Raw genomic sequence first — 21642 nt, forward strand, 5'->3', positions numbered from 1 at the left:
CCTGGGTGCTCGATTAGCTTCTTGGCTTTGGTGATTTCATCGCGTTGGGCGTTAGACCCCTGGGCGGCTGGCGAGCAGGGCTCTACCTAATTTGTACCCGCAGAGCGTAGGGTTGTACCTGGAGCTGGTTCAGAAACGCGAAAGCCGCGCATCGCGCGGCTTTTTGTATGGTGGGCCCACACGGACTCGAACCGTGGACCAAAGGATTATGAGTTGCCGGGCGAGTTGCTATGCCTAGAGAAATCGTTCGAAGGTGAACGTAGGTTGGCATAGCTGGAGACCCCGTAGTTATTGGTGTTGAGCGTAATTCTGAGAAGGTTGCTCAAGCTGAGGACTGTACCGTGGTTGTACTGATTTTGCGGACTTTGAGTTTCGCAATTCGCCCCGCAGTGAAATCTTCGCCCACGATCTTCTGTAGTGCCCCCCGGCTAATTCTCTCGCAGCTCCAAAACCACGTTCCATTCACAGATCGAGAAGCAAAACGCGGCTTGGTCAAGGCATGCGTATAGTCTGACTTTAAAGGTTGGCGATTGCGGTGACCTTTCATGTGCGTTAGATCCGTGCTGTCTAGGATCAGAGTTAGGCCGCGCCCGCAGAGTTGGCGAGGCTGGTCAATGTGGCATTACACATTTCCGACTGCACCTGGCCTGCGTTACAGCCGCCACCCATCATTTAGCAGTGATTTTTAGCGGCATCTAACCTACGTTAGGAATTACCAGTATGTTCAAAGTAACCCCCAATCCGCCGGCAAGGTCCAACGCTAAGATCATCGATCAACGCGCTGTTGATCGACTGTTGTCCCATATGATTTTGGGTCAGAGACAGCACCGAGAAATCGTGGCAGGGCTTCAGTCCCCCTCGGTGAACCGCCGCCGCGTCAGGAAAAGCACCACGCCCAGCGGCACGGCCAGCAGTGCTAGCAGCTCCAGGTCAAAGCCCAGCACCTGCTGCTCACCAACCTTGAAGATGCTGACCAAGCCCGTTGCCAGCAGCGCCAAACCCAGCCACTTGCGCAGCGGGTATGGTTTCAGAAACTGAACGAGGATCGCGCCCAGCACCAGAAGGACGACAGTTTGCATTATGTAGGGCATGTGCAGTTCCTCAGACCTTGATGACCAGCGTCACGGCAGAGCGCTGTGGACCAATCCCGCCATGGACCTCTCCCTCGATGCTGACCAGCACGTCACCTGCATGCAGGTTCGGCAAGGCCCCTTTGAGGTACCAGTTGACACCTGTCGTCACGGCTGCACCTGAAGCCCAGCCAATGAGCGGCCCGCCCAACGCACCTACCCTCCCGGCAACGCCACCTGAGGCCGCAGCAATTCCCTTGGCGACGTTGCCGCGCATAGTACTGATAGCATCGGCCTGCTGCCGGGTGAGGGGATTGGAAATGCAGACTGTCAGCAGGCATGGCAGGTTTCGAGCCTGCATTCGGTCGTACATATCGACGACCATGCTGTTGACTTGGTAATGGGCGCGTTTCGCTTCGCCAAAGTGCAGCTCGCGCAGGCGACCTCGGTCGCTTTCCATGAGGGTGATTCGAGACAGATTGAAGACGATCCCTTCCGCGGACCTGTACTGCGTGGTCTTCTCAAACTTCATGCGCGTATCCATTCGTGCAAAAAGACGATGATTTTCTACAAGCGGTGACTAAGATGCAAACGGTCTTTGATGTGAGGCCCCGGGGAATTTGACGTCTGCACGGGTCTCATCGCCAGCGAGCCAACTCCCCGGTAACAACACATCGAGCGCGTCGGTTTTGGAGACGTTAGGCCGAGGCACTGGCCGGGGTATGCTGTGACCGTGTAAAGCTCTGTCGACAACTTCTGCATTGCGCTGAGGGTTAAGAGCGTGCAATCAAACTGCAATCGCGGAATCCCGCCGCAAGGTGTCTAGAGAATCCGGGGCGATTCACTGAAGCTATTAGGGGAGCGGGCTGGGGATAACCCGCTGGGCAATGTCCGCGGACTCCGGTTTGATGAACTGAGATGGCGTATCTGCTTCTTGAACAGATCGACCCTTTCCTGGAGTGCGTGCAAGCCTTGGACAGTGACACGCTGTTGATCGCCGAAGGAGCCCGCTGGGGCGAGGCAGAGGGCTGACAGCCGCGCCAGGTTCGCCAGCAGCGCATCCAGTACAACAAAACGAAGTCGAGTAAGAATCGTACTGTGCCAATCACCAAGGAGTTGGAGCGGCGTCTGTTGAAGGTGCTACCGTTCAAGCCTTGCTATGACATATTTCGGCGGGCTGTCGAAATTGCAAAGCTGGATCTACCTGCTGGGCAGTTGACCCACGTTTTGCGTCATACCTTCGCCAGCCACTACATGATGAATGGCGGCGACATCATCACGCTTCAAAAGGTGCTCGGTCACGCGACCCTGGCCATGACTCAGAAGTATGCTCATTTCAGCCCTGGTCACATGGCAGAGGGGGTAAGTCTTAACCCTCTGGCTCATTTGACGGCGGCCAGTTTGCCGAAGGTAGGATAGCGATATGTCTGAACGGAAATCTGATCAGCGAAAAATGAATCTCCTTAGCCAAATAGTTCCGGGAGTAGGGGCCGTTGCAGCCTTTGCGATGGCAAACCAAAAGTGGATAAGGACGGCTGTCAGAAGCGGTGCGCTGGCTACATGGAGTGATCAGAACTTCCGAATTCTCGAAGACATGGCCGGGCCTGCAGGTATTGAGGAGTACGCGCGGCTGCTGGATCTCGCGCTTAACAGTTGGCCTTCCGCGTCTAGGTTGTCAGATGTAAACCTGACAAAGCTGTCATCGCTCGTGGGGCGTTCGAAGCTATTCGATAGCCGAATCGAACAGATGGCTCGGGCAATGCCTGCTGCCTTAGCAAACGCAGATAGTCAGCAGCTACAGATGATCGCTAATTTTGATGTAACCCCAGAGATTCAGGAAAAGGCCGAGCAAGAAATCTCTCAGAAAATACAGCAGAACGCTGATGCTCATGGCCTTTCTAGCTCTGCGCGTGAGTATTTAGTCTGGCTCTTGGGGCTCATGCTATTTGTGATGAACTATCTTGATACGCAGAATGCGGTCAGAAGCGAACTCTGCTTTATCGTACCGAAAGCTATGCCGACGATGACTGCCAGCAGCTATGGAAAAGTGGTGAGAGCGGTTATGTGCGAAGCCGCCTTGCCCGCGGTGGAGTTCGCACGTTATCGCATCGTAAAGGGGGAGGGTGTAAGGCTTCGTAATGAACCTGGAATGAAGTCGGAGCTTATTGCGCTATCCCTCCAAGATAGCGATTTGTTGGAGGTCTTAGACGATAGCAATCGAGATTGGCTTTATGTCTCAGTTGTGAATGAGGGCGGGATAACGGGATGGATCTCCCGTAAATATACGCATCGTCTGAATCGATGAGCGCTTGAGGGTGGACACTTTGTGGACACGGCAGCGGGTCGAAGTGCCACTTTTTCTCAGGGAGAAAATACGAAAGCCGCGCAATGCGCGGCTTTGGAGTTGGTGGGCCCACACGGACTTGAACCGTGGACCAAAGGATTATGAGTCCTCTGCTCTAACCAACTGAGCTATAGGCCCTCAGTAGGTCGCGGATTATAGCGATGGTTTCTCTACTGTGCTATCCGAAAAATCCGAATGGGTCATACGAAGGAAGGTTGCGGCGAAGATGTCGGCGGGCAGGGGCAGGCTGACGATGTAGCCTTGCATCTGTTGGCAGCCCTCTGCCGCGAGGAAGGCTTGCTGGGCGGTATTTTCCACGCCTTCGGCGATGATGGTGAATTGCATGCTGTGGCCCAGGGCGATGATGGCGCGCACGATGGCCGCGTCGTGGGGGTCGTCCGGCAGGCCGCGGACGAAGGATTGGTCGATTTTCAGGAAGTCCAGCGGCAGGCGTTTCAGGTAGCTGAGGGACGAGTAGCCGGTACCGAAGTCGTCAATTGCCAGTTGCACGCCCAGGTGTTTGAGTTGGTGCAGCACTTCCAACGCTTCTTCGGCCTGGCTCATGATGAAGTTCTCGGTGATCTCCAGTTGCAGGCAACCAGGTTCCAGGTGGTTGTCTTTCAGCAGTTGTTTGATGCGCCCCAGCAGGTTGGGGTGGCGCAGTTGGGCGCCGGCGAGGTTGACCGAGAGCGTGCCGAAATCGTCATGGGACTTTCTCCAGGCCCGCATCTGCCGGCAGGCTTGTTCCAGTACCCAGTCGCCAATTTGCAGGATGGTGCCGTTCTCTTCGGCCAGGGCAATGAAATGTTCCGCCGGTACATCACCGAACGTGGGATGCCGCCAGCGGATGAGCGCTTCGGCGCCGATCAGTTGTTGGGTGTCCAGGCTCAGTTTTGGCTGGTAATACAGAAACAGTTCTTCGCGCTCTATTGCCCGGCGCAGTTCATGTTCCAGGGCGACGCGTTCATTGGCCTGGGCGGTGAGGTCCCGGGTGTAGCTCTCGACCCGGTTACGGCCTTTGGCCTTGGAGCGGTACATGGCCGCGTCAGCATTCTTGACCAGAGTGGCCACATCGGTGCCGTCCTGTGGGTAGAAGCTGGTGCCGATACTGGCGCTGATAAAAAATTCGTGTTCACCCGCCTGGAACGGTGGCGAGAAACACGCCAGCAGTTTATTGGCCAGGTGCCGGGCATCACTGGTTTGTTGCAGGCCGGGTAACAGGATGATGAATTCGTCGCCTCCCAGTCGGGCTACCGTGTCGATGTCGCGCAACTGATCCTTGAGCCGAACGGCGATGCCCTTGAGCAGCAGATCGCCAATCGGGTGACCAAGGCTGTCGTTGATGTGTTTGAAGCGATCAAGGTCGAGAAACAGCACCGCACCCTGGTTGCCGGTGTCTTGATGGTTATTGAGTACGGCCTGCAGGCGGCTTTCAAACAGGGTGCGATTGGGCAAGCCGGTGAGTGGATCGTGATGTGCCTGGTAGTCGAGCCGCGCCTGGGCGTGCTTGAGGCTGGAAATGTCGGCAAACACCGCCACGAAGTGGGTGATCAGGTCGTCGCGGTTGCGCACGGCGCTGATGGTCAGCCAACTGGGGTACACCTCGCCGTTCTTGCGGCGGTTGGAGATTTCGCCTTGCCAGTGACCGGAGGTGGTGAGTTGATGCCACATGGCGGCGTAGAAGGCGCTGTCATGCAGGCCGGAAGCCAGCAGTCGCGGAGTGTGGCCGAGAGCTTCGGCCTCGCTGTAGCCGGTGATTTCGCTGAACGCGCGATTGACGGCACTGATGTTTTGCCGGGTATCGGTAATCAGCACGCCTTCGGCGGTACTTTCGAAAACGGTTGCGGCCTGTTGCAGTTTTTCCTGCATCAACTGGCGTTCGGTAATATCCCGGGCGATGGTCAACATGCAGTCCTCGTCGCCAATGGGTAATGGGCGGCTGGACACTTCACACAGGCGGATCTGGCCGTCAGTGCGCCGGATATGGCACACAAAGTCACGGACCAGGCCGTCGCGTTGCAGCAGGTCGAGCATGTGTTTGCGTTCGTTCAGATCAACCCAGATACCCAGCTCCAGGGTCGATTTGTCCAGGGACGTCGCGCTGTTGAAGCCGGTGATGCGGCTAAAACCTTCGTTGACTTCAAGCAGCAGGCCGTCTCGCTGGCGGCTCAGTAATAAACCATCGGGCGATGCGTGGAAGGCTTTGGCGAATTTTTCTTCAGAGGTTTGCAGCCGTTGCTGGGTTTCTTTCAATTGGCTGATGTCCCGCACCACCACCACCAGGGCTTTGGTGGCATCGAGCTGGAAAGGCTCGGCGGAAATCAGCCCGGTAAACGCTTGGCCGTTACTGCGCAAGAAAGGCATTTCCAGGTTGCGAAGGCTGGTGGTTTGCACGCGTTTCAGCAGGCTGGGACCGACGTCTTGCACACCCCAGATGTTCAGTTCGGTGGCGGTTTTGCCTATGACCTCTTCGGCACTGAGGCCGATCTGATCTTCAAACGCCTTGTTGACCTCCAGCAGGCAGCCGTCGGAGAAGCGCGCGATCACCAGGATGTCCGGACACTGTCGGAACACCGAGGCGAATTTCTGTTCGGAGAGGCGCAGGGCTTCCTCGGTGTGCTTGGCTTCACTGATATCGATCATCAAGCCACGCAGGACCGGCTCATGCCCATGTTTGATCAGGCTGACAATATCCCTGACCCACAGACAGCGGCCGTCGGCCTTGATCACCCGGTAGTCGAGGCTGTGGTCACGCCTGGCGAGGGTTTCCTGATGACAGAGGCTCTCGACTCGGCTCACGTCGGCGGGATGGATGATGGTGCGCCAGAAGCCGGGGACCAGCCAGTGCGCGCGTGGATACCCCAGCAGTTCTTCGGCGTGGGGCGACACGTAGCTGTAGGTGAAGTCTTTGATGTCGGCTTCCCAGGCGATGGCGGACAAGCTCTCGACCAGGCCTCGGTAATGGTATTCGCTGCTGCGCAGTTTTTGTTCCAGGGTGATCCGGCGGGAGATTTCCGAACTGAGCCGGCGGTTAATCCGAATCACGATGAGCAGCACGCTACTCAGCAGCAGCACCGCGGGAAGGCCATACAGCAAGAGATCTTTCCAGAAAGTCCGATGAACAATGGCGTTGCCCACCCACTGCTGCTGGATCGCCTCGATTTCATTTGGGCTGAGGTCGGCCAGGACCTTGTCCAAAATACCGATCAACATTTTGTTTTCCCTTGGCACGCCCATCGCCAGTTGGTAGCGATAAGGCGTCTCGCCGCTCACGTACAGGCCGTCCAGCTTGAGTTCGCGCAGGCTCCAGACGCTGGAGGCCAGGTCGCCGACCACCGCATCGACTTCATCGGTAGCCAATGCCTGCAACGCTGAACTGACGTTGGGCAAGGCGACCAGGTTCAGGTCGGGATGGTGGGTGCGTAACAGTTCATGGGAGGCGTAGTTCTCCACCACGGCGATCTTCAGGCCATACAAGTCCTTGAGCGAGCGCGGCTGGCTGCCACCTTCATGGGCGAGAATAACGACGGGGAAGTCGAGGTAGGGGCGGGTAAAGGACAGGAAATTCCGGCGCTCCGGGGTCGACATGATGCCGGGCAGCAGGTCGAGCTGGTTGTTCCTGGCTTGCTCCAGCACCGTGCTCCAGTTTGCAGGCTCGATCAATTTGACCCTGACCGCCAAGCGTTTCTGAATCAGGCGCACGTAGTCTGCCGCCAGGCCCTGGTAGCGGCCGTCTTCATCGCGATACTCAAACGGCGGCCATGATGCATCAACGCCCAGGCGTAACTCCGGGTGGTCCGCCAGCCAGTCATGCTCTTCATCGGTGAGAGTCAGCGCACCAGCCGTTGCGGTCCAGGTCAGCAGCGACAGCAGTAGCACAGTCGGCAATCTGGGCATAACGGTCTCGTTATGGCACGGGGAATGTTTCGAGTGTAGACGGGCATTGCGGGAGGAGGTGACGCGGGGGCATTAATCTGCACAAAGCAAAACCCCCGGCAGGGCCGGGGGTTTTGTGATCACTCGTCGAGGAAGGAGCGCAGATGCTCGCTTCTCGTCGGGTGGCGCAACTTGCGCAGTGCCTTGGCTTCGATCTGACGGATCCGTTCGCGGGTCACGTCAAACTGCTTACCGACTTCCTCAAGGGTGTGGTCGGTATTCATGTCGATGCCGAAACGCATGCGCAGTACCTTGGCTTCACGGGCGGTGAGGCCGGACAGCACGTCGCGTGTCGCTTCCTTGAGGCTCTCAACGGTGGCGACATCGATCGGCGACTGCATGGTCGAGTCTTCGATGAAATCACCCAGATGGGAGTCTTCATCATCACCAATCGGCGTTTCCATGGAGATCGGCTCTTTAGCGATCTTCAATACCTTGCGGATTTTATCCTCGGGCATTTCCATGCGTTCGCCCAGCTCTTCCGGGGTCGGTTCGCGACCCATTTCCTGCAACATCTGCCGGGAAATACGGTTGAGCTTGTTGATGGTCTCGATCATGTGCACCGGAATACGAATGGTGCGGGCCTGGTCGGCGATCGAGCGAGTGATCGCCTGACGGATCCACCAGGTGGCATATGTCGAGAACTTGTAGCCGCGACGGTATTCGAACTTGTCCACCGCTTTCATCAAGCCGATGTTGCCTTCCTGGATCAGGTCGAGGAACTGCAAGCCACGGTTGGTGTACTTCTTGGCGATGGAGATCACCAGACGCAAGTTCGCTTCAACCATCTCTTTCTTCGCGCGGCGGGCCTTGGCCTCACCGATCGACATGCGACGGTTGATGTCCTTGATCTCGGCAATCGTCAGGCCTGTTTCGGTCTGCAATGCCGTCAGCTTCTGCTGGCAGCGAACGATGTCGGCCTGGAAGCGACCAATGGCTTCAGCGTATTTGCTTTTGCCTTTGGCCAGTGCGTCGGTCCAGCTTTCGTCAACTTCGTTGCCCGGGAACTGGCGCAGGAAGTCGGTGCGCGGCATGCGCGCATCACGGACACAGAGCTGCATGATTGCCCGCTCTTGTGCACGCAGACGCTCAAGTGCGCTACGCACCCGCTCAACCAGGCCTTCGAATTGCTTCGGCACCAGTTTGATCGGCATGAACAGCTCGGCCAGGGCCAGCAGCTCGGCGGTTGCCTGCTTGCTGCCACGACCGTGCTTCTTCAGTGCCTTGCGAGCCAGTTCCATCTGGTCGGAAACAGCGCCAAAACGCTGGGCCGCGATGACCGGATCCGGACCGCTTTCGACTTCTTCGTCGTCGTCGCTGGCATCAGCTTCGTCGTCGTCGGAGTCGTCGTCAGCCTTGGCCGCCTTAGGATCGACAGGTGCTGGCACTTCAGCCGCAGGCGGCGTAATGCCGTCGTCCGGGTCGATATAACCGCTGAGGACGTCGGACAGGCGGCCACCTTCGGTGGTGACGCGGGTGTACTCGGAGAGAATGTGGTCAACCGTGCCAGGGAAGTGCGCGATTGCGCCCATCACTTCACGGATGCCCTCTTCGATACGCTTGGCGATTTCGATTTCGCCTTCACGTGTCAGCAGCTCTACCGTGCCCATTTCGCGCATGTACATGCGCACAGGGTCGGTGGTGCGGCCGATATCGGTCTCTACTGCAGCCAGCGCGGCAGCGGCTTCTTCAGCGGCGGCCTCGTCGGTATCAGCGTCGGCCAGCATAAGGGAGTCCTTATCTGGCGCAACTTCGAATACGTTGATCCCCATGTCGTTAATCATGCGGATGATGTCTTCCACCTGTTCCGGATCTGAAATATCCTCCGGCAGGTGGTCGTTGACCTCCGCGTAAGTCAGGTAGCCCTGCTCACGACCCAGTGTGATCAACTCTTTGATACGAGACTGCTGTTGCGCTTTTCCGGACATAACACCCTATCCACTGAAGGTCTTGGCGGGCAAAAAACAAGCCGAGGATTATACCCGAGCTATGACCTCACACGCCAGCTGAGGTCGGGTTTGATGCTGAAACATTCTGTTTTAAGAGGTCGCGCATCTGTTTTGCTATCTGAATTTGCTCTTCAGCCGACAATCCCGGCTGTCTTGCTCTCTTGATAAGTTCGTCGAGGGTCTGCGTGTGCTGGCCCGCGGATAACCTAGTAATGGTGTCTAAAAACTGTTGTTCAAGGTTGTCGCCGTCAATTAGCCACTCCTTTTCTGCGAGCGCTCGCAAGAGCCGTCCTTGTTCGGTGCCGTGCCAGCGAGCCATCAGCTGAATAGAGTTTAGCTTAGGATTTTTCTGCACTGCCTCGATCAGGGCGATCAGTACCTGGGCATAAGTGTTGCTTTCGTTCGCAAAATGATCGGCGCTTTCCACCTTGCCCGCCAGCTGCGGGTGATGGATGAGGGTGCGCAGGGCGATGAGCGTCGGGGCTTCTACGGCTACCGGTGTGCGGGGGGCGTAGGGTTCGTCGCGGTCGCCACGCTTGCCGTTCTTGCTCCAGGGTTTTTTATCCCACTTCTTGCCGCCGGCGCCGGGTTTCTTCGGGGTCCACTCGTGTTGAGGCGTGTAGGCTTCTTGAGGTTGGTGAAAGTCCGAATAGTCCGGCATGGCGTCGTAATCGATGCCTGGGTCGTAAGTCGGTGGCGCGTCTTGCGGCGCACTGTGCACCAGTTGGCTGACCGCTTCGCCGCTCAGTCCGGTGATTTCCAGCAAGCGCTTGCGCATCAGGGCCTTAAGGTTGGCGCCAGGCACCTTGTCGATCAGCGGCGCGGCGAGGGTGGCCATGTGAGCCTTGCCTTCGAGCGAGCGCGGATCAGCCTCTTCGGTCAATTGTTGGAAAAAGTAATCGGCCAGCGGCTGCGCATGCTGGTTGATGCGTGCGCGAAACGCATCGGTGCCTTCTGCGCGGACCAAGGTGTCCGGGTCTTCGCCTTCGGGCAGAAACAGAAAGCGTGCGCGGCGCCCGTCCTGAAGGCTCGACAGTGCGGCCTCAAGGGCGCGCCAAGCGGCATTTCGGCCCGCCTGGTCACCGTCAAAGCAGAACAGCACGTTGGGCACGATGCGAAACAGGCGCTTCAAGTGCTCTTCGCTGGTCGCGGTGCCGAGTGTCGCCACCGCGTTACGCAGCCCTTGCTGGGCCAGGGCAATCACGTCCATATAACCTTCAACCACGATGATCTCGTCGAGGTTGCGGTTGTTCTTGCGCGCTTCGAACAGGCCGTAGAGTTCCTGGCCTTTGTGAAACACCGGGGTTTCCGGTGAATTCAGGTATTTCGGCTTGTCGTCGCCCAGTACCCGGCCACCGAAGGCGATGATCCGGCCGCGACTGTCGCGGATCGGGAACATCACGCGGTCGCGGAAGCGGTCATAGCGCTTGCCGGTCTCGGCGTTCTCCACCAGCAGGCCGGCGTCGATCATGGCTTTTTGTTGCAGGGTGTCGCTGCTCAGGTGCTTGTACAGATTGTCCCAGCCGGGCGGGGCAAACCCGAGGCCGAAGTCGCGGGCGATTTCCCCGGTCAGGCCGCGGCCCTTGAGGTAGTCGACAGCGGCTTTGCGCTGCGGATGGCTTTTCAGTGCCTGGCGGTAGAAGTCGGCGGCGGCGGTGAGCAGCGGGTACAGCGGCGAGTCGGTGGGTTGGCGCGGCTTGTGCGGGCGGCCACTTTCTTCGCGGGGGATTTCCATGCCGGCGGCTTTCGCCAGTTCCTCGACGGCCTGGGGAAAGTCCAGGTTGTCGTGGTCCATGATGAAGCCGAGGGCGTTGCCACCGGCGCCGCAGCCGAAGCAATAGTAGAACTGCTTGTCGGGGCTGACGCTAAATGACGGGGTTTTTTCTTTGTGGAACGGGCAGCAGGCGGTGTAATTCTTGCCGGCTTTCTTCATTTGCAGGCGCGAGCTGACGACATCGACGATGTCGGTGCGGTTCAGAAGGTCGTCAATAAAGCTCTGGGGAATCAGCCCGGCCATGGCGTTCTCGTCATCACTGCGTATAAATGCGGGCCCGCGACGCATTCAAGGCACGCATGTCGGCGGCTCGATCATTTGTCGTCTGCTGGGGCTTCAGGGAGTGTATCTGTCGAGCATTCACTGACGTTAGTTCCAATCAGCCTTCGACGTGCTTGAAAGTGTTGCCCAGGCGTCCGGTCACGGCCAAAGATGGCCTCGGAAGCTCAGTGTCGGGCACAGTCGATCTGTTGATCGCCTGTTGGAAAATTAAGGTGTGCTCGTCAGTAGCCTTGATAGGCTCGTCAGAAGAGACGTGCACCGCTGGCAAAAGAGCCAGGTCTGACGCGTGAAGCAGTTTGTCGCGGTCGCGTGTGCGGCGTTGACGGTGAAGCATCAAGCGATATCCGCAAATGCCAATAGCCCGGCTGAGGGCCGGGCTTGGCAGAAGCTTGCTACGAACGTCTGTGTATTAGTACAGACGAACGGCGCGGCGCTGCTCGCGCTGAACTTTCTTGGCGTGACGCTTAACAGCGGCTGCTGCTTTGCGCTTACGCTCAGAAGTTGGCTTCTCATAAAATTCGCGGCTACGAACTTCAGCCAGAACACCGGCTTTTTCGCAGGAGCGCTTGAAACGACGCAGAGCTACGTCGAAGGGTTCGTTCTCTTTTACTTTGACGGCTGGCATCCAGAGCTACCTTCTTTCATTACCGGGAATCAACGTTCTCGTCGCAAAAAATTCGCGGCTGAGGTCGTCGGTTTTTAAGGGTTGCGGATGTTAACCCCTCATTGCCCGGAATGCAAAGCCTCTGATCGAAAACCGCTAGTCGGGAGGGGGAGTGGCGACTATTATGCGCGCCTTCGAATTCAGCCGCTACAAGGCGCAAACCCATGCTAGTTCTGGGCTTAGAAACCTCCTGCGACGAAACCGGCGTCGCACTTTACGACAGTGAACGCGGGCTTTTGGCCGACGCACTGTTCAGTCAGATCGACTTGCACCGCGCCTATGGCGGCGTGGTGCCGGAGCTGGCGAGCCGTGATCACGTAAAACGCATGCTGCCGTTGATCCGACAGGTGTTGGACGAAGCGGGGTGCGTGCCGACCGAGATTGATGCGATTGCCTATACCGCGGGCCCGGGCTTGGTTGGGGCCTTGCTGGTGGGGGCTTCCTGTGCCCAGGCGCTGGCCTTCGCCTGGGGTATTCCAGCCTTGGGCGTGCACCATATGGAAGGCCATTTACTGGCGCCGATGCTGGAAGAAAACCCACCGGAGTTCCCGTTCGTCGCTTTGTTGGTTTCAGGCGGGCATACGCAGCTCGTTCAGGTCGACGGTATTGGTCAATACACCCTGCTGGGCGAAACCCTGGACGATGCTGCCGGTGAAGCCTTCGACAAGACCGCGAAAATGATGGACCTCAATTATCCCGGCGGTCCGGAAATTGCGCGCCTGGCTGAAAAGGGTGTCGCGGGTCGTTACACGTTCCCGCGCCCGATGTGTGATCGGCCCGGCCTGATGTTCAGTTTCAGCGGCTTGAAAACCTTCGCGCTGAACACCTGGCAGCAGAGTGTCAGCGCCGGAGACGACGGCGAACAAGCCCGTTGCGACATCTCACTGGCGTTCCAGCAAGCCGTGGTAGAGACTTTGACCATCAAGTGCAAGCGGGCGTTGAAGCACGCGGGCATGAAGCGCCTGGTGATCGCCGGCGGCGTCAGCGCCAACCGCGCATTGCGCGCCTCGCTGGAGAAAATGCTCGGCGACATGCAGGGTGAGGTTTTTTACGCGCGCCCCGAGTTCTGTACGGATAACGGCGCGATGATTGCCTTTGCGGGTTGTCAGCGGCTGCAGGCCGGTCAGCAGGAAAGCCTGGCCATCAGCGTGCAGGCGCGCTGGCCCATGGAGCAACTGTCAGCGTTGTAACCGGCGAATGTGAGTCGGGCTCGGCGGGTGTATTTAAAAATGCCGTTCGCGCCCGGCAAACAGGTCGCGTAAATTGCCGCGATGGCGCCAGACGATCAGCAAGGTGAGCGCGCTCATCGGTACCAGCGCCGCGGGCTCTTGCCAGGCCAGTAATGGCAGGGTCAATGGCGTGGCGATCAGCGCGGCCAGGGAGCTGGTGCGGGTCAGGTAGAACGTCAGCAGCCAGGCGGCCACGGCCAGCAGGGCGGCGGGTGGGTAGATGCCCAGCAACATGCCGGCGGCCGTTGCGACGCCCTTGCCTCCACGGAAGCGAAAGTACAGCGGGAACAGGTGGCCGAGGACGGCACACACGCCTACCCAGGCTTGTTGTTGCAGGGAAAGACCGGCGAGGTGGGCGATCAGTACCGGCAGCAGGCCTTTGCAGGCGTCGCCCAGCAGCGTCAGGACAGCAAGTTTCCTGCCGGCCAGGCGCAACATATTGGTGGCGCCAGCATTGCCTGAACCACTCATTCGCGGGTCGGGATTTCCCGTCAGGCGGCTGAGCAAGATGGCAAAGGACAGAGAGCCGAGCAGGTAGGCGAGGATCGCCAGTAACCAAAACATGCTAACTATTCCGGGCGAGGACGCCTTGATTCTAACGGGGCATTGCGCCCTTGTCGTGCTGTGGAGAAGAGTGCTTGGACAGAGTGTTTATCGAAGGCCTGGAAGTCGACACCGTGATCGGGGCCTACGACTGGGAGCGAGGTATCCGGCAATGCTTGCGTCTGGATCTGAGTTTCGCCTGGGATAACCGTCCGGCCGCTGCCGGAGACGACCTGAGCCTGGCGCTCGACTACGCCAGCGTCTGTGCACGGATTCAGGCCTTTGCCGAACACGCGCAATTCCAGTTGGTGGAAACCTTCGCCGAGCGCTTGGCCGAGGTGTTGATGAGCGAGTTCCAGATTCCCTGGCTGCACCTCAAATTGACCAAGCCCGGCGCCGTTGCGGCAGCCAAAGGCGTGGGCGTGGAGATCGAGCGCGGATGTCGCTAACTCAGGTTTACCTTGGCCTTGGCAGTAATATCGAACGCGAATCCCATTTGTGTGCAGGTCTTGATGCGCTGGGCGGATTCTTGACCGATCTGCGCTGTTCGGCCGTATTCGAAAGCCAGCCGGTTGGCATCAAGAGCGGACCGTTTTTCAATCTGGTGGTCTCGGCCTATACCGATTTGCCGTTGAAGGAACTGGATCGCCGGTTGAAGCTCATTGAAGCCGACAATGGTCGCTACGCACCGGACCGCAAGGGCTTGCCCCTGGATATCGATGTGCTGTTGTATGGCGACCTGACCGGTGATTTCGACGGGCTGGTGTTGCCTAGGGCGGAAATCCTGAAAAACGCCTTTGTATTGTGGCCACTCTCGTTGATGGCGCCAGAGCGCTTGCACCCTGAAGCCGGTAAGACGTTTGGCGCATTGTGGCGCGATGCACAGATCGATCAGGTGCTGGCACCCGTGGCGTTCGAATGGCGCGACCAGCAACTGACGCCTGCCACACTCCTGTAGCCGCGAGGGCGCGCCTGGTTCTTGCTTGCGAAAAAGCCTGAGCGCACCGCGTTAAACCGCAGGCCCGTGTAATCGTTGATGTTCTTCGCGGGCAAGCTCGCTCCTACAGTGGGTGTTGCGCCTTGTAAGCTTTGAGCGCGTTGAGTCGTTCGCGCTTGAGTGCCTCGCCGAGCGCCGGGCCTTTGAAGCCTTTCTCCAGCAGCGGCGCCACGGCCACGCCGCGCGCCACCAACGCAGCCCCACGTAAATAGTCCGCTTGTGGATAACTTCTCTGCTCAAAGCCCTGGCGGCCTCGCGCGTCCATTTCGCAGGCGACGACAAACTCCTCAAAACGCTGCGGACGGCGATACACGTCGAAACTCTGCAACAGCTCCAGCAATGTCGAGGCCTTGAGCTCCAGCGCCCGATGGCCGTGGGTATGATATTCACCCACCAGCAGGGCCAGCTCCTGGCAGTCTTTCGGTACTTTGAAGCGCTCGTTGACCGCTTTTATCAGCTTCAGGCCCTTCTGCTCGTGGGCAATATGCCGCGGCAACTTATCCACAGGCGTCAACCCTTTGCCCAGATCATGCAGCAAGCAGGCCCAGCGCACGGTCAAGGGTTGGCCATGACGCGCTGCCTGCTCCAATACGCTCAAGGTGTGCACGCCGGTGTCTATTTCAGGATGGTGAGCTTCGGGTTGCGGCACGCCGAATAGCGCGTCGACTTCTGGCAGCAAGGTTTTCAGCGCCGCGCAATCACGCAGCACCTGGATAAACACCTGTGGCTGATCTTCCATCAGTGCTCGAGAAATTTCTTTCCAACTACGTTCGGGCGTCAGCGCCTCGATTTCCCCTGACTCGCTGAGTTGACGCATCAGCGCCAGGGTTTCGGCGGCGATGCTGAAACCGAGCCCCGCATAGCGTGCGGCAAAGCGGGCAACGCGCAGCACTCGAAGGGGATCTTCGGCGAATGCGGGGGATACGTGACGCAGAATGCGTGCTTCAAGGTCCCGTTGGCCGTGATACGGATCGGTCAGATTGCCGTCGTCATCTTCGGCCATCGCGTTGATCGTCAGGTCGCGGCGAATCAGGTCTTCTTCCAGCGTGACGTCGGGGCTGGCATGAAACACAAAACCGCCATAACCGCGGCCACTCTTGCGCTCCGTGCGGGCGAGGGCATATTCGTCGCCGTTTTTCGGATCAAGGAACACCGGAAAGTCAGCACCTACGGGCTTGAAGCCCTTGGCGAGCATTTCCTCGGTGGTGGCGCCTACGACGACACGGTCGATATCGGTGACAGGAATTCCCAGCAGACGATCACGCACTGCTCCGCCGACTTTGTAGATTTGCATGAAAAAGCCTCCATTAGCCTTACAGGATAACGCCTGTGTTCGGCCAAGGGAGGCTTTGCCGCATCAAAGGTGGATAACGGCCAAGTCCAGGCGCCCGTATTCGTTGTCGCTGGATTCATTGCGCGGCGGCACATGGTGGGTTTTCATCACCTGGTCGCCTTGCAGTGTCTCCAGATGGATATCAAACCCCCACAGTCGGTGCAGATGCTTGAGAACTTCGTCGGTGGAGTCGCCCAGGGGCTTGCGGTCGTGTTGTTGGTGGCGCAGGGTCAGTGAGCGATCGCCGCGCACATCGATGCTGTAGATCTGCACATTCGGCTCGCGGTTGCCCAGGTTGTACTGGGCGGCCAGGGTCTCGCGGATGGTGCGATAACCGACCTCATCATGAATCGCCGGCACCAGCAGGTCGTCCTTGAGGTCGTCATCCAGAATGCTGAACAGCTTGAGGTCGCGAATCACCTGGGGCGAGAGGTACTGCAGGATAAAACTCTCGTCCTTGAAACTGCTCATGGCGAACTTGATCGTCGACAGCCAATCGCTTCCGGCGATTTCCGGGAACCAGCGACGGTCTTCCTCGGTGGGGTGTTCGCACATGCGTCGAATGTCCCGATACATGGCAAACCCCAGCGCATAGGGGTTGATGCCGTTGTAGTACGGACTGTCAAAGCCGGGTTGAAACACCACGCTGGTGTGGGAGGTCAGGAATTCCATCATGAAACCGTCGGTCACCAGGCCTTCGTCGTACAGGTCATTCATCAGGGTGTAGTGCCAGAAGGTTGCCCAGCCTTCATTCATCACCTGGGTCTGGCGCTGTGGATAAAAGTACTGGGCAATCTTGCGCACGATCCGCACGATCTCGCGTTGCCAGGGCTCCAGCAGCGGCGCGTGTTTTTCGATGAAATACAGGATGTTTTCCTGGGGCTCGGCGGGGAAGCGCGCATTGTCCTTGTCACTGTTCTTGTCGGCGCGTTTGGGAATGGTGCGCCACAGGTCGTTGATCTGTTTTTGCAGATGTTCTTCACGTTCCTTCTGGCGCAGCCGTTCTTCCTCGGCGGAAATCGGATACGGACGCTTGTAGCGATCCACGCCGTAATTCATCAAGGCATGGCAGGAGTCCAGCAGGTCCTCCACCGCATCGATGCCATGGCGCTCTTCACACTGCATGATGTACTGCTTGGCGAACACCAGATAATCAATGATCGAGCTGGCGTCGGTCCAGGTGCGAAACAGGTAATTGCCCTTGAAAAAGCTGTTATGGCCATAGCAGGCGTGCGCAACCACCAGCGCTTGCATGCAGATGGTGTTTTCTTCCATCAGGTACGCGATGCAAGGGTCGGAATTGATCACGATCTCATAGGCCAGGCCCATCTGGCCGCGGCTGTAGGACTTTTCGGTGCTGAGAAAATGTTTGCCGTAGGACCAATGGTGATAACCCAACGGCATGCCCACCGACGCATACGCGTCCATCATTTGCTCGGCGGTAATCACTTCGATCTGGTTGGGATAGGTGTCCAGGGCATACCCGGCCGCGATGCGGCTGATTTCCCGGTCGTAGGCCTGGATCAGTTCGAAGGTCCATTCGGACCCCGTGGAAAGGGGTGGGCGCTTATGCTCTTTGGCGGTCATGTCACTAACCTGCGCTGGAAGAGTTCACGGAAGACCGGATAGATATCGCCGGCCGAGATCAGTTGCTGTTGGGCAAACGTATCAGCGAAGGCTTCGGCGATGCGCTCGTATTCGAACCACAGGGCCTGGTGTTCGCGGGGGGTAATTTCCACATAAGTGTAGTACTGCACGAACGGCATGATCTGGTTGATCAGGAGGTCGCGGCAGATAGGTGAGTCGTCGTTCCAGTTGTCGCCATCGGAGGCCTGGGCGGCGTAGATATTCCATTCGTTGGCCGGATAACGTTCGGCCATGATCTCTTGCATCAGCTTCAGGGCGCTGGAAACGATGGTGCCGCCGGTTTCTCGCGAGTAGAAGAACTCTTCTTCGTCGACCTCGCGGGCGCTGGTGTGATGACGAATGAACACCACATCGATTTTGTCGTAGTTACGCTTGAGAAACAGGTACAGCAGGATAAAGAAGCGCTTGGCGATGTCTTTGGTCGCCTGGGTCATGGAGCCGGAAACGTCCATCAGGCAAAACATCACGGCCTTGGAGCTGGGATTGGGCTGCTTGACCAGCAAGTTGTATTTCAAGTCAAAGGTATCGAGGAACGGCACGCGATGAATGCGCGCGCTGAGTTTCTCTATTTCGGCCTCGAGTTCCTGTATATCGCCGAAGTTATCCGGCTCTTCGCGCTTCAGGCGCGCCAGCGCTTCCTTGGCTTCCCGCAACTTGGCGCGACTGCTGCCCGATAGCGCGATGCGTCGGGCATGGGCCGAGCGCAGGGTGCGGATGATGTTGATCCGCGAAGGGTTGCCTTCACTGCTGATCCCGGCGCGTACGGTCTTGAAGGTATCGGTGCCGGTCAGGTTACGTTTGATCAGGTTGGGCAGCTCCAGGTCCTCGAACATGAACTCGAGGAATTCCTCCTGGGTGATCTGGAACACGAATTCGTCCATGCCTTCGCCGGAGTTGCCGGCCTTGCCAGGACCCTTGCCGCCAGCGCCGCCTTGGGGGCGCTGGATATGTTCACCGGTCGTGAACTCCTTGTTTCCCGGATGAACCACGGTCTGTTTGCCGCCGCGCCCATGGTGCAGCACCGGTTCATCGATATCCCGCCCGGGAATGCTGATTTGTTCGCCATGCTCCATGTCGGTAATGGAGCGACGGCTGACGGCCTCTTCGACGGCCTTTTTGATGTGGTCACGGTAGCGCCGCAGGAAACGCTGGCGGTTTACCGTGCTCTTGTTCTTGCCATTGAGACGTCGGTCGATCACATAGCTCATAGGCCCCTCCGGGGAGCTTCAAGTCGTAAGCTTCAAGCCGCAAGCGAAGAACCGTCGAGCCGGATGCTCAACCGCTTTTTCCTTGCAGCTTGTAGCTGGAAGCTTGCAGCTGTTTCACTGCGATTTCCGGACCCGTAGGTACCACTCGGAGAGCAGGCGCACCTGTTTGTCGGTGTAGCCACGCTCGACCATGCGTGTGACGAAGTCGTTGTGTTTTTGCTGATCCTCCTTGCTGGCCTTGGCGTTGAAGCTGATGACCGGCAGCAAGTCCTCGGTGTTGGAGAACATTTTCTTCTCGATGACCACCCGCAGCTTCTCATAGCTGAGCCAGGTCGGATTCTTGCCGTTGTTGTTGGCCCGTGCGCGCAGGACGAAGTTGACGATTTCGTTGCGGAAATCCTTCGGATTGCTGATGCCCGCCGGTTTTTCGATCTTCTCCAGTTCTTCGTTGAGTGCCACGCGATTGAGGATTTCGCCGGTTTCCGGGTCGCGGTATTCCTGATCCTGGATCCAGAAGTCGGCGTAGAGCACGTAGCGGTCGAAAATATTCTGGCCGTACTCGCTGTAGGACTCCAGGTAAGCGGTCTGGATTTCCTTGCCGATGAATTCGATATAGCGCGGTGCCAGGTATTCCTTGAGGAAGCGCAGGTAGCGTTCGCGGGTTTCGGCCTGGAACTGCTCCTGTTCGATCTGCTGTTCCAATACATACAGCAGGTGGACCGGGTTGGCGGCGATTTCGTGCGGGTCGAAGTTGAATACCTTGGACAGGATCTTGAAGGCAAAACGCGTCGACAGGCCGTTCATGCCCTCATCAACCCCGGCCGTGTCGCGGTATTCCTGGATCGATTTGGCCTTGGGATCGGTGTCCTTGAGGTTTTCACCGTCGTACACGCGCATCTTCGAGTAGATATTGGAGTTTTCCGGCTCCTTGAGACGTGACAGCACGGTGAACTGCGCGAGCATTTTCAAGGTATCGGGTGCGCAATGTGCCTTGGCCAAAGAGCTATTGAACAGCAACTTGTCGTAAATCTTGATTTCATCACTGACACGCAGGCAATACGGCACCTTGACGATGTAGATCCGGTCAATGAAGGCTTCGTTGTTCTTGTTGTTGCGGAAGGTGTGCCATTCCGATTCGTTGGAGTGGGCCAGCAGGATCCCGCTATACGGAATGGCGCCTAAACCTTCGGTGCTGTTGTAGTTGCCTTCCTGGGTGGCGGTCAGCAGTGGGTGCAGCACCTTGATTGGCGCCTTGAACATCTCCACGAACTCCATCAGGCCCTGGTTGGCCCGGCACAGCGCCCCCGAGTAGCTGTAGGCATCGGCATCGTTCTGCGGGAATTCCTCGAGCTTGCGGATATCGACCTTGCCCACCAGCGCCGAGATATCCTGGTTGTTCTCGTCACCCGGTTCGGTCTTGGCCACGGCGATCTGGTTAAGGATCGACGGATACAGCTTGACTACCCGGAACTGGCTGATATCCCCGCCAAACTCGGCCAGGCGCTTGGTGGCCCAGGGCGACATAATGGTGTTGAGGTAGCGACGGGGGATGCCGAAGTCTTCTTCGAGGATCGCGCCATCTTCCGTGGCATTGAACAGGCCCAATGGCGATTCGAACACCGGGGAGCCCTTGATCGCGTAGAACGGCACTTTTTCGATCAGTTGCTTGAGCTTTTCGGCCAGGGACGATTTACCCCCGCCCACCGGGCCGAGCAGGTAAAGAATCTGTTTCTTCTCTTCCAGGCCTTGGGCGGCGTGGCGGAAGTAGGAGACGATCTGGTCAATGCACTCTTCCATGCCATGGAAGTCTTCAAACGCCGGATAACGCCGGATCACCTTGTTGGAAAAGATTCGCGACAACCGCGAGTTGGCTGCGGTGTCCACCAGTTCCGGTTCGCCAATCGCCAGTAGCAAGCGCTCAGCGGCAGATGCGTAGGCGCTGCGGTCCGCTTTGCACAGCTCAAGGTATTCCTGAAGCGAGAGCTCTTCCTGGCGTGTGGACTCGAAGCGTTGTTGGAAGTGGCTAAAAATACTCATGACGTCGTCACCTCGCTCGATACGTGGAGCCGACGCCGGATCAATCAGTCGATGCTGGCAGCCACGGGTGTTGACCGTGGCTGTTTTCCCCCCAGAACACCTTGAAAATGCTACCGATGACCCGTACGCCGGTGTACCGGCTCTCCCCTGTTTTGGATGGCCTGCGCTTAAGGATAGTTCGGAATCCGGGAGTTCAAGGCGAGATACGCAATTAGTTTTCGCGCACCGTTCGTCAGAAGCGGCGCTAGCCCAAGCATCACGGGGGCTAGCGAGGTTTGAAAAAAATTATTGTGAATCGATCGAGGCAATTTCCTCGGGATACGTCGTCCGCCACAACTCAAAGCCGCCATCCAGGCTGTAGACATCGGAGAAGCCCTGGCTGACCAGATAGGCCGCCGCGCTTTGGCTGGAGTTGCCGTGGTAGCAGGCCACGATCACCGGCGCATCGAGGTCGGCGGCACGGATGAAGTCGACGATGGAATGGTTATCCAGATGCCGGGCGCCGCTGATGTGGCTCGCAGCATAAGTGGCCGGGTCGCGGATATCGACGACCACCGCGCCTTGTTCGCGCAGCGCCTGGGCTTGTTCGGGAGGGATACGTTTGAATTCGCTCATCACGGGATCCTGGG

17 protein-coding genes and 1 tRNA gene are annotated in these 21642 nt (G+C 58.1%); 5 read left to right on the plus strand and 13 right to left on the minus strand.

What is annotated here, in order from left to right:
* Nucleotides 1–848: 848 nt before the first annotated feature.
* Nucleotides 849–1091 (minus strand): hypothetical protein, encoded by a 243-nt coding sequence (locus AC6CIA_RS13060; protein WP_054594326.1) that lies wholly within the window; start codon nucleotides 1089–1091, stop codon nucleotides 849–851.
* A gap of 10 nt (nucleotides 1092–1101) precedes the next feature.
* Complete coding sequence (locus AC6CIA_RS13065; protein ID WP_498312520.1) at nucleotides 1102–1602, minus strand: hypothetical protein; 501 nt, start codon at nucleotides 1600–1602, stop codon at nucleotides 1102–1104.
* A 566-nt stretch (nucleotides 1603–2168) separates the two neighbouring features.
* Here AC6CIA_RS13065 and AC6CIA_RS13070 point away from each other — a divergent pair.
* The gene (locus AC6CIA_RS13070; protein WP_498312522.1) at nucleotides 2169–2489 is read left to right on the plus strand and encodes a tyrosine-type recombinase/integrase; all 321 of its coding nucleotides are present in this window, start codon (nucleotides 2169–2171) and stop codon (nucleotides 2487–2489) included.
* Between the two features lie 4 nt (nucleotides 2490–2493).
* Nucleotides 2494–3375 carry an SH3 domain-containing protein gene (locus AC6CIA_RS13075; protein WP_498312524.1) on the plus strand — a complete coding sequence of 294 codons (882 nt, stop codon included), beginning with the start codon at nucleotides 2494–2496 and terminating at the stop codon, nucleotides 3373–3375.
* A gap of 100 nt (nucleotides 3376–3475) precedes the next feature.
* Here the strand turns inward: AC6CIA_RS13075 and AC6CIA_RS13080 are convergent.
* From AC6CIA_RS13080 to rpsU, 5 genes are all read right to left on the minus strand, one after another.
* A tRNA-Ile gene (locus AC6CIA_RS13080) sits at nucleotides 3476–3552 on the minus strand.
* 15 nt (nucleotides 3553–3567) lie between these two features.
* Nucleotides 3568–7311: a bifunctional diguanylate cyclase/phosphodiesterase gene (locus tag AC6CIA_RS13085; RefSeq protein WP_498312526.1), complete on the minus strand. Its 3744-nt coding sequence runs from the start codon at nucleotides 7309–7311 to the stop codon at nucleotides 3568–3570.
* A 119-nt stretch (nucleotides 7312–7430) separates the two neighbouring features.
* Nucleotides 7431–9278, minus strand: coding sequence for an RNA polymerase sigma factor RpoD (rpoD, locus tag AC6CIA_RS13090; protein ID WP_498312528.1), 1848 nt, complete (start codon nucleotides 9276–9278; stop codon nucleotides 7431–7433).
* 67 nt (nucleotides 9279–9345) lie between these two features.
* Nucleotides 9346–11316 carry a DNA primase gene (gene dnaG, locus AC6CIA_RS13095; protein ID WP_498312617.1) on the minus strand — a complete coding sequence of 657 codons (1971 nt, stop codon included), beginning with the start codon at nucleotides 11314–11316 and terminating at the stop codon, nucleotides 9346–9348.
* A 448-nt stretch (nucleotides 11317–11764) separates the two neighbouring features.
* On the minus strand, nucleotides 11765–11980 hold the full coding sequence (rpsU, locus tag AC6CIA_RS13100; RefSeq protein WP_002551877.1) for a 30S ribosomal protein S21: 216 nt from the start codon (nucleotides 11978–11980) through the stop codon (nucleotides 11765–11767).
* Between the two features lie 203 nt (nucleotides 11981–12183).
* Here rpsU and tsaD point away from each other — a divergent pair, with 203 nt between their 5' ends.
* Entirely contained in the window at nucleotides 12184–13209 is a 1026-nt protein-coding gene (gene tsaD / locus AC6CIA_RS13105; protein ID WP_498312530.1) for a tRNA (adenosine(37)-N6)-threonylcarbamoyltransferase complex transferase subunit TsaD, read from the plus strand.
* A 33-nt stretch (nucleotides 13210–13242) separates the two neighbouring features.
* Here tsaD and plsY read toward each other — a convergent pair whose 3' ends face one another.
* Nucleotides 13243–13812: a glycerol-3-phosphate 1-O-acyltransferase PlsY gene (plsY, locus tag AC6CIA_RS13110; RefSeq protein WP_498312532.1), complete on the minus strand. Its 570-nt coding sequence runs from the start codon at nucleotides 13810–13812 to the stop codon at nucleotides 13243–13245.
* A gap of 74 nt (nucleotides 13813–13886) precedes the next feature.
* Here plsY and folB point away from each other — a divergent pair, with 74 nt between their 5' ends.
* Together folB and folK are read left to right on the plus strand one after the other, a co-directional pair.
* A complete protein-coding gene (folB, locus tag AC6CIA_RS13115) occupies nucleotides 13887–14240 on the plus strand; it encodes a dihydroneopterin aldolase (RefSeq protein ID WP_498312534.1) in 354 nt (117 codons plus the stop codon).
* Nucleotides 14231–14749, plus strand: coding sequence for a 2-amino-4-hydroxy-6-hydroxymethyldihydropteridine diphosphokinase (gene folK, locus AC6CIA_RS13120; RefSeq protein ID WP_498312536.1), 519 nt, complete (start codon nucleotides 14231–14233; stop codon nucleotides 14747–14749). The genes folB and folK overlap by 10 nt, the downstream gene beginning before the upstream one ends.
* A gap of 103 nt (nucleotides 14750–14852) precedes the next feature.
* On the opposite strand, the gene AC6CIA_RS13125 is transcribed toward folK, so the two are convergent.
* The 5 genes from AC6CIA_RS13125 to glpE form a co-directional block, all read right to left on the minus strand.
* Entirely contained in the window at nucleotides 14853–16082 is a 1230-nt protein-coding gene (locus AC6CIA_RS13125; RefSeq protein WP_498312538.1) for a multifunctional CCA addition/repair protein, read from the minus strand.
* A 63-nt stretch (nucleotides 16083–16145) separates the two neighbouring features.
* Entirely contained in the window at nucleotides 16146–17708 is a 1563-nt protein-coding gene (locus AC6CIA_RS13130) for a SpoVR family protein (RefSeq protein ID WP_498312540.1), read from the minus strand.
* On the minus strand, nucleotides 17705–18976 hold the full coding sequence (locus AC6CIA_RS13135) for a YeaH/YhbH family protein (RefSeq protein WP_498312542.1): 1272 nt from the start codon (nucleotides 18974–18976) through the stop codon (nucleotides 17705–17707). The genes AC6CIA_RS13130 and AC6CIA_RS13135 overlap by 4 nt, the downstream gene beginning before the upstream one ends.
* Nucleotides 18977–19090: 114 nt before the next feature.
* Nucleotides 19091–21013: a PrkA family serine protein kinase gene (locus AC6CIA_RS13140; protein WP_498312544.1), complete on the minus strand. Its 1923-nt coding sequence runs from the start codon at nucleotides 21011–21013 to the stop codon at nucleotides 19091–19093.
* Between the two features lie 285 nt (nucleotides 21014–21298).
* Complete coding sequence (glpE, locus tag AC6CIA_RS13145; RefSeq protein WP_498312546.1) at nucleotides 21299–21628, minus strand: thiosulfate sulfurtransferase GlpE; 330 nt, start codon at nucleotides 21626–21628, stop codon at nucleotides 21299–21301.
* Nucleotides 21629–21642 lie beyond the last annotated feature (14 nt).

Source organism: Pseudomonas sp. GQ91 (assembly GCF_059758795.1).

What these genes read in the sequence shown, in the direction of transcription:
- AC6CIA_RS13060 (WP_054594326.1), bottom strand. Translation starts at nt 1,091, where the DNA reads ATGCCCTACATAATGCAAACTGTCGTCCTTCTGGTGCTGGGCGCGATC.
- AC6CIA_RS13065 (WP_498312520.1), bottom strand. Translation starts at nt 1,602, where the DNA reads ATGAAGTTTGAGAAGACCACGCAGTACAGGTCCGCGGAAGGGATCGTC.
- AC6CIA_RS13075 (WP_498312524.1), top strand. Translation starts at nt 2,494, where the DNA reads ATGTCTGAACGGAAATCTGATCAGCGAAAAATGAATCTCCTTAGCCAA.
- AC6CIA_RS13085 (WP_498312526.1), bottom strand. Translation starts at nt 7,311, where the DNA reads ATGCCCAGATTGCCGACTGTGCTACTGCTGTCGCTGCTGACCTGGACC.
- rpoD (WP_498312528.1), bottom strand. Translation starts at nt 9,278, where the DNA reads ATGTCCGGAAAAGCGCAACAGCAGTCTCGTATCAAAGAGTTGATCACA.
- dnaG (WP_498312617.1), bottom strand. Translation starts at nt 11,316, where the DNA reads ATGGCCGGGCTGATTCCCCAGAGCTTTATTGACGACCTTCTGAACCGC.
- rpsU (WP_002551877.1), bottom strand. Translation starts at nt 11,980, where the DNA reads ATGCCAGCCGTCAAAGTAAAAGAGAACGAACCCTTCGACGTAGCTCTG.
- tsaD (WP_498312530.1), top strand. Translation starts at nt 12,184, where the DNA reads ATGCTAGTTCTGGGCTTAGAAACCTCCTGCGACGAAACCGGCGTCGCA.
- plsY (WP_498312532.1), bottom strand. Translation starts at nt 13,812, where the DNA reads ATGTTTTGGTTACTGGCGATCCTCGCCTACCTGCTCGGCTCTCTGTCC.
- folK (WP_498312536.1), top strand. Translation starts at nt 14,231, where the DNA reads ATGTCGCTAACTCAGGTTTACCTTGGCCTTGGCAGTAATATCGAACGC.
- AC6CIA_RS13125 (WP_498312538.1), bottom strand. Translation starts at nt 16,082, where the DNA reads ATGCAAATCTACAAAGTCGGCGGAGCAGTGCGTGATCGTCTGCTGGGA.
- AC6CIA_RS13130 (WP_498312540.1), bottom strand. Translation starts at nt 17,708, where the DNA reads ATGACCGCCAAAGAGCATAAGCGCCCACCCCTTTCCACGGGGTCCGAA.
- AC6CIA_RS13135 (WP_498312542.1), bottom strand. Translation starts at nt 18,976, where the DNA reads ATGAGCTATGTGATCGACCGACGTCTCAATGGCAAGAACAAGAGCACG.
- AC6CIA_RS13140 (WP_498312544.1), bottom strand. Translation starts at nt 21,013, where the DNA reads ATGAGTATTTTTAGCCACTTCCAACAACGCTTCGAGTCCACACGCCAG.
- glpE (WP_498312546.1), bottom strand. Translation starts at nt 21,628, where the DNA reads ATGAGCGAATTCAAACGTATCCCTCCCGAACAAGCCCAGGCGCTGCGC.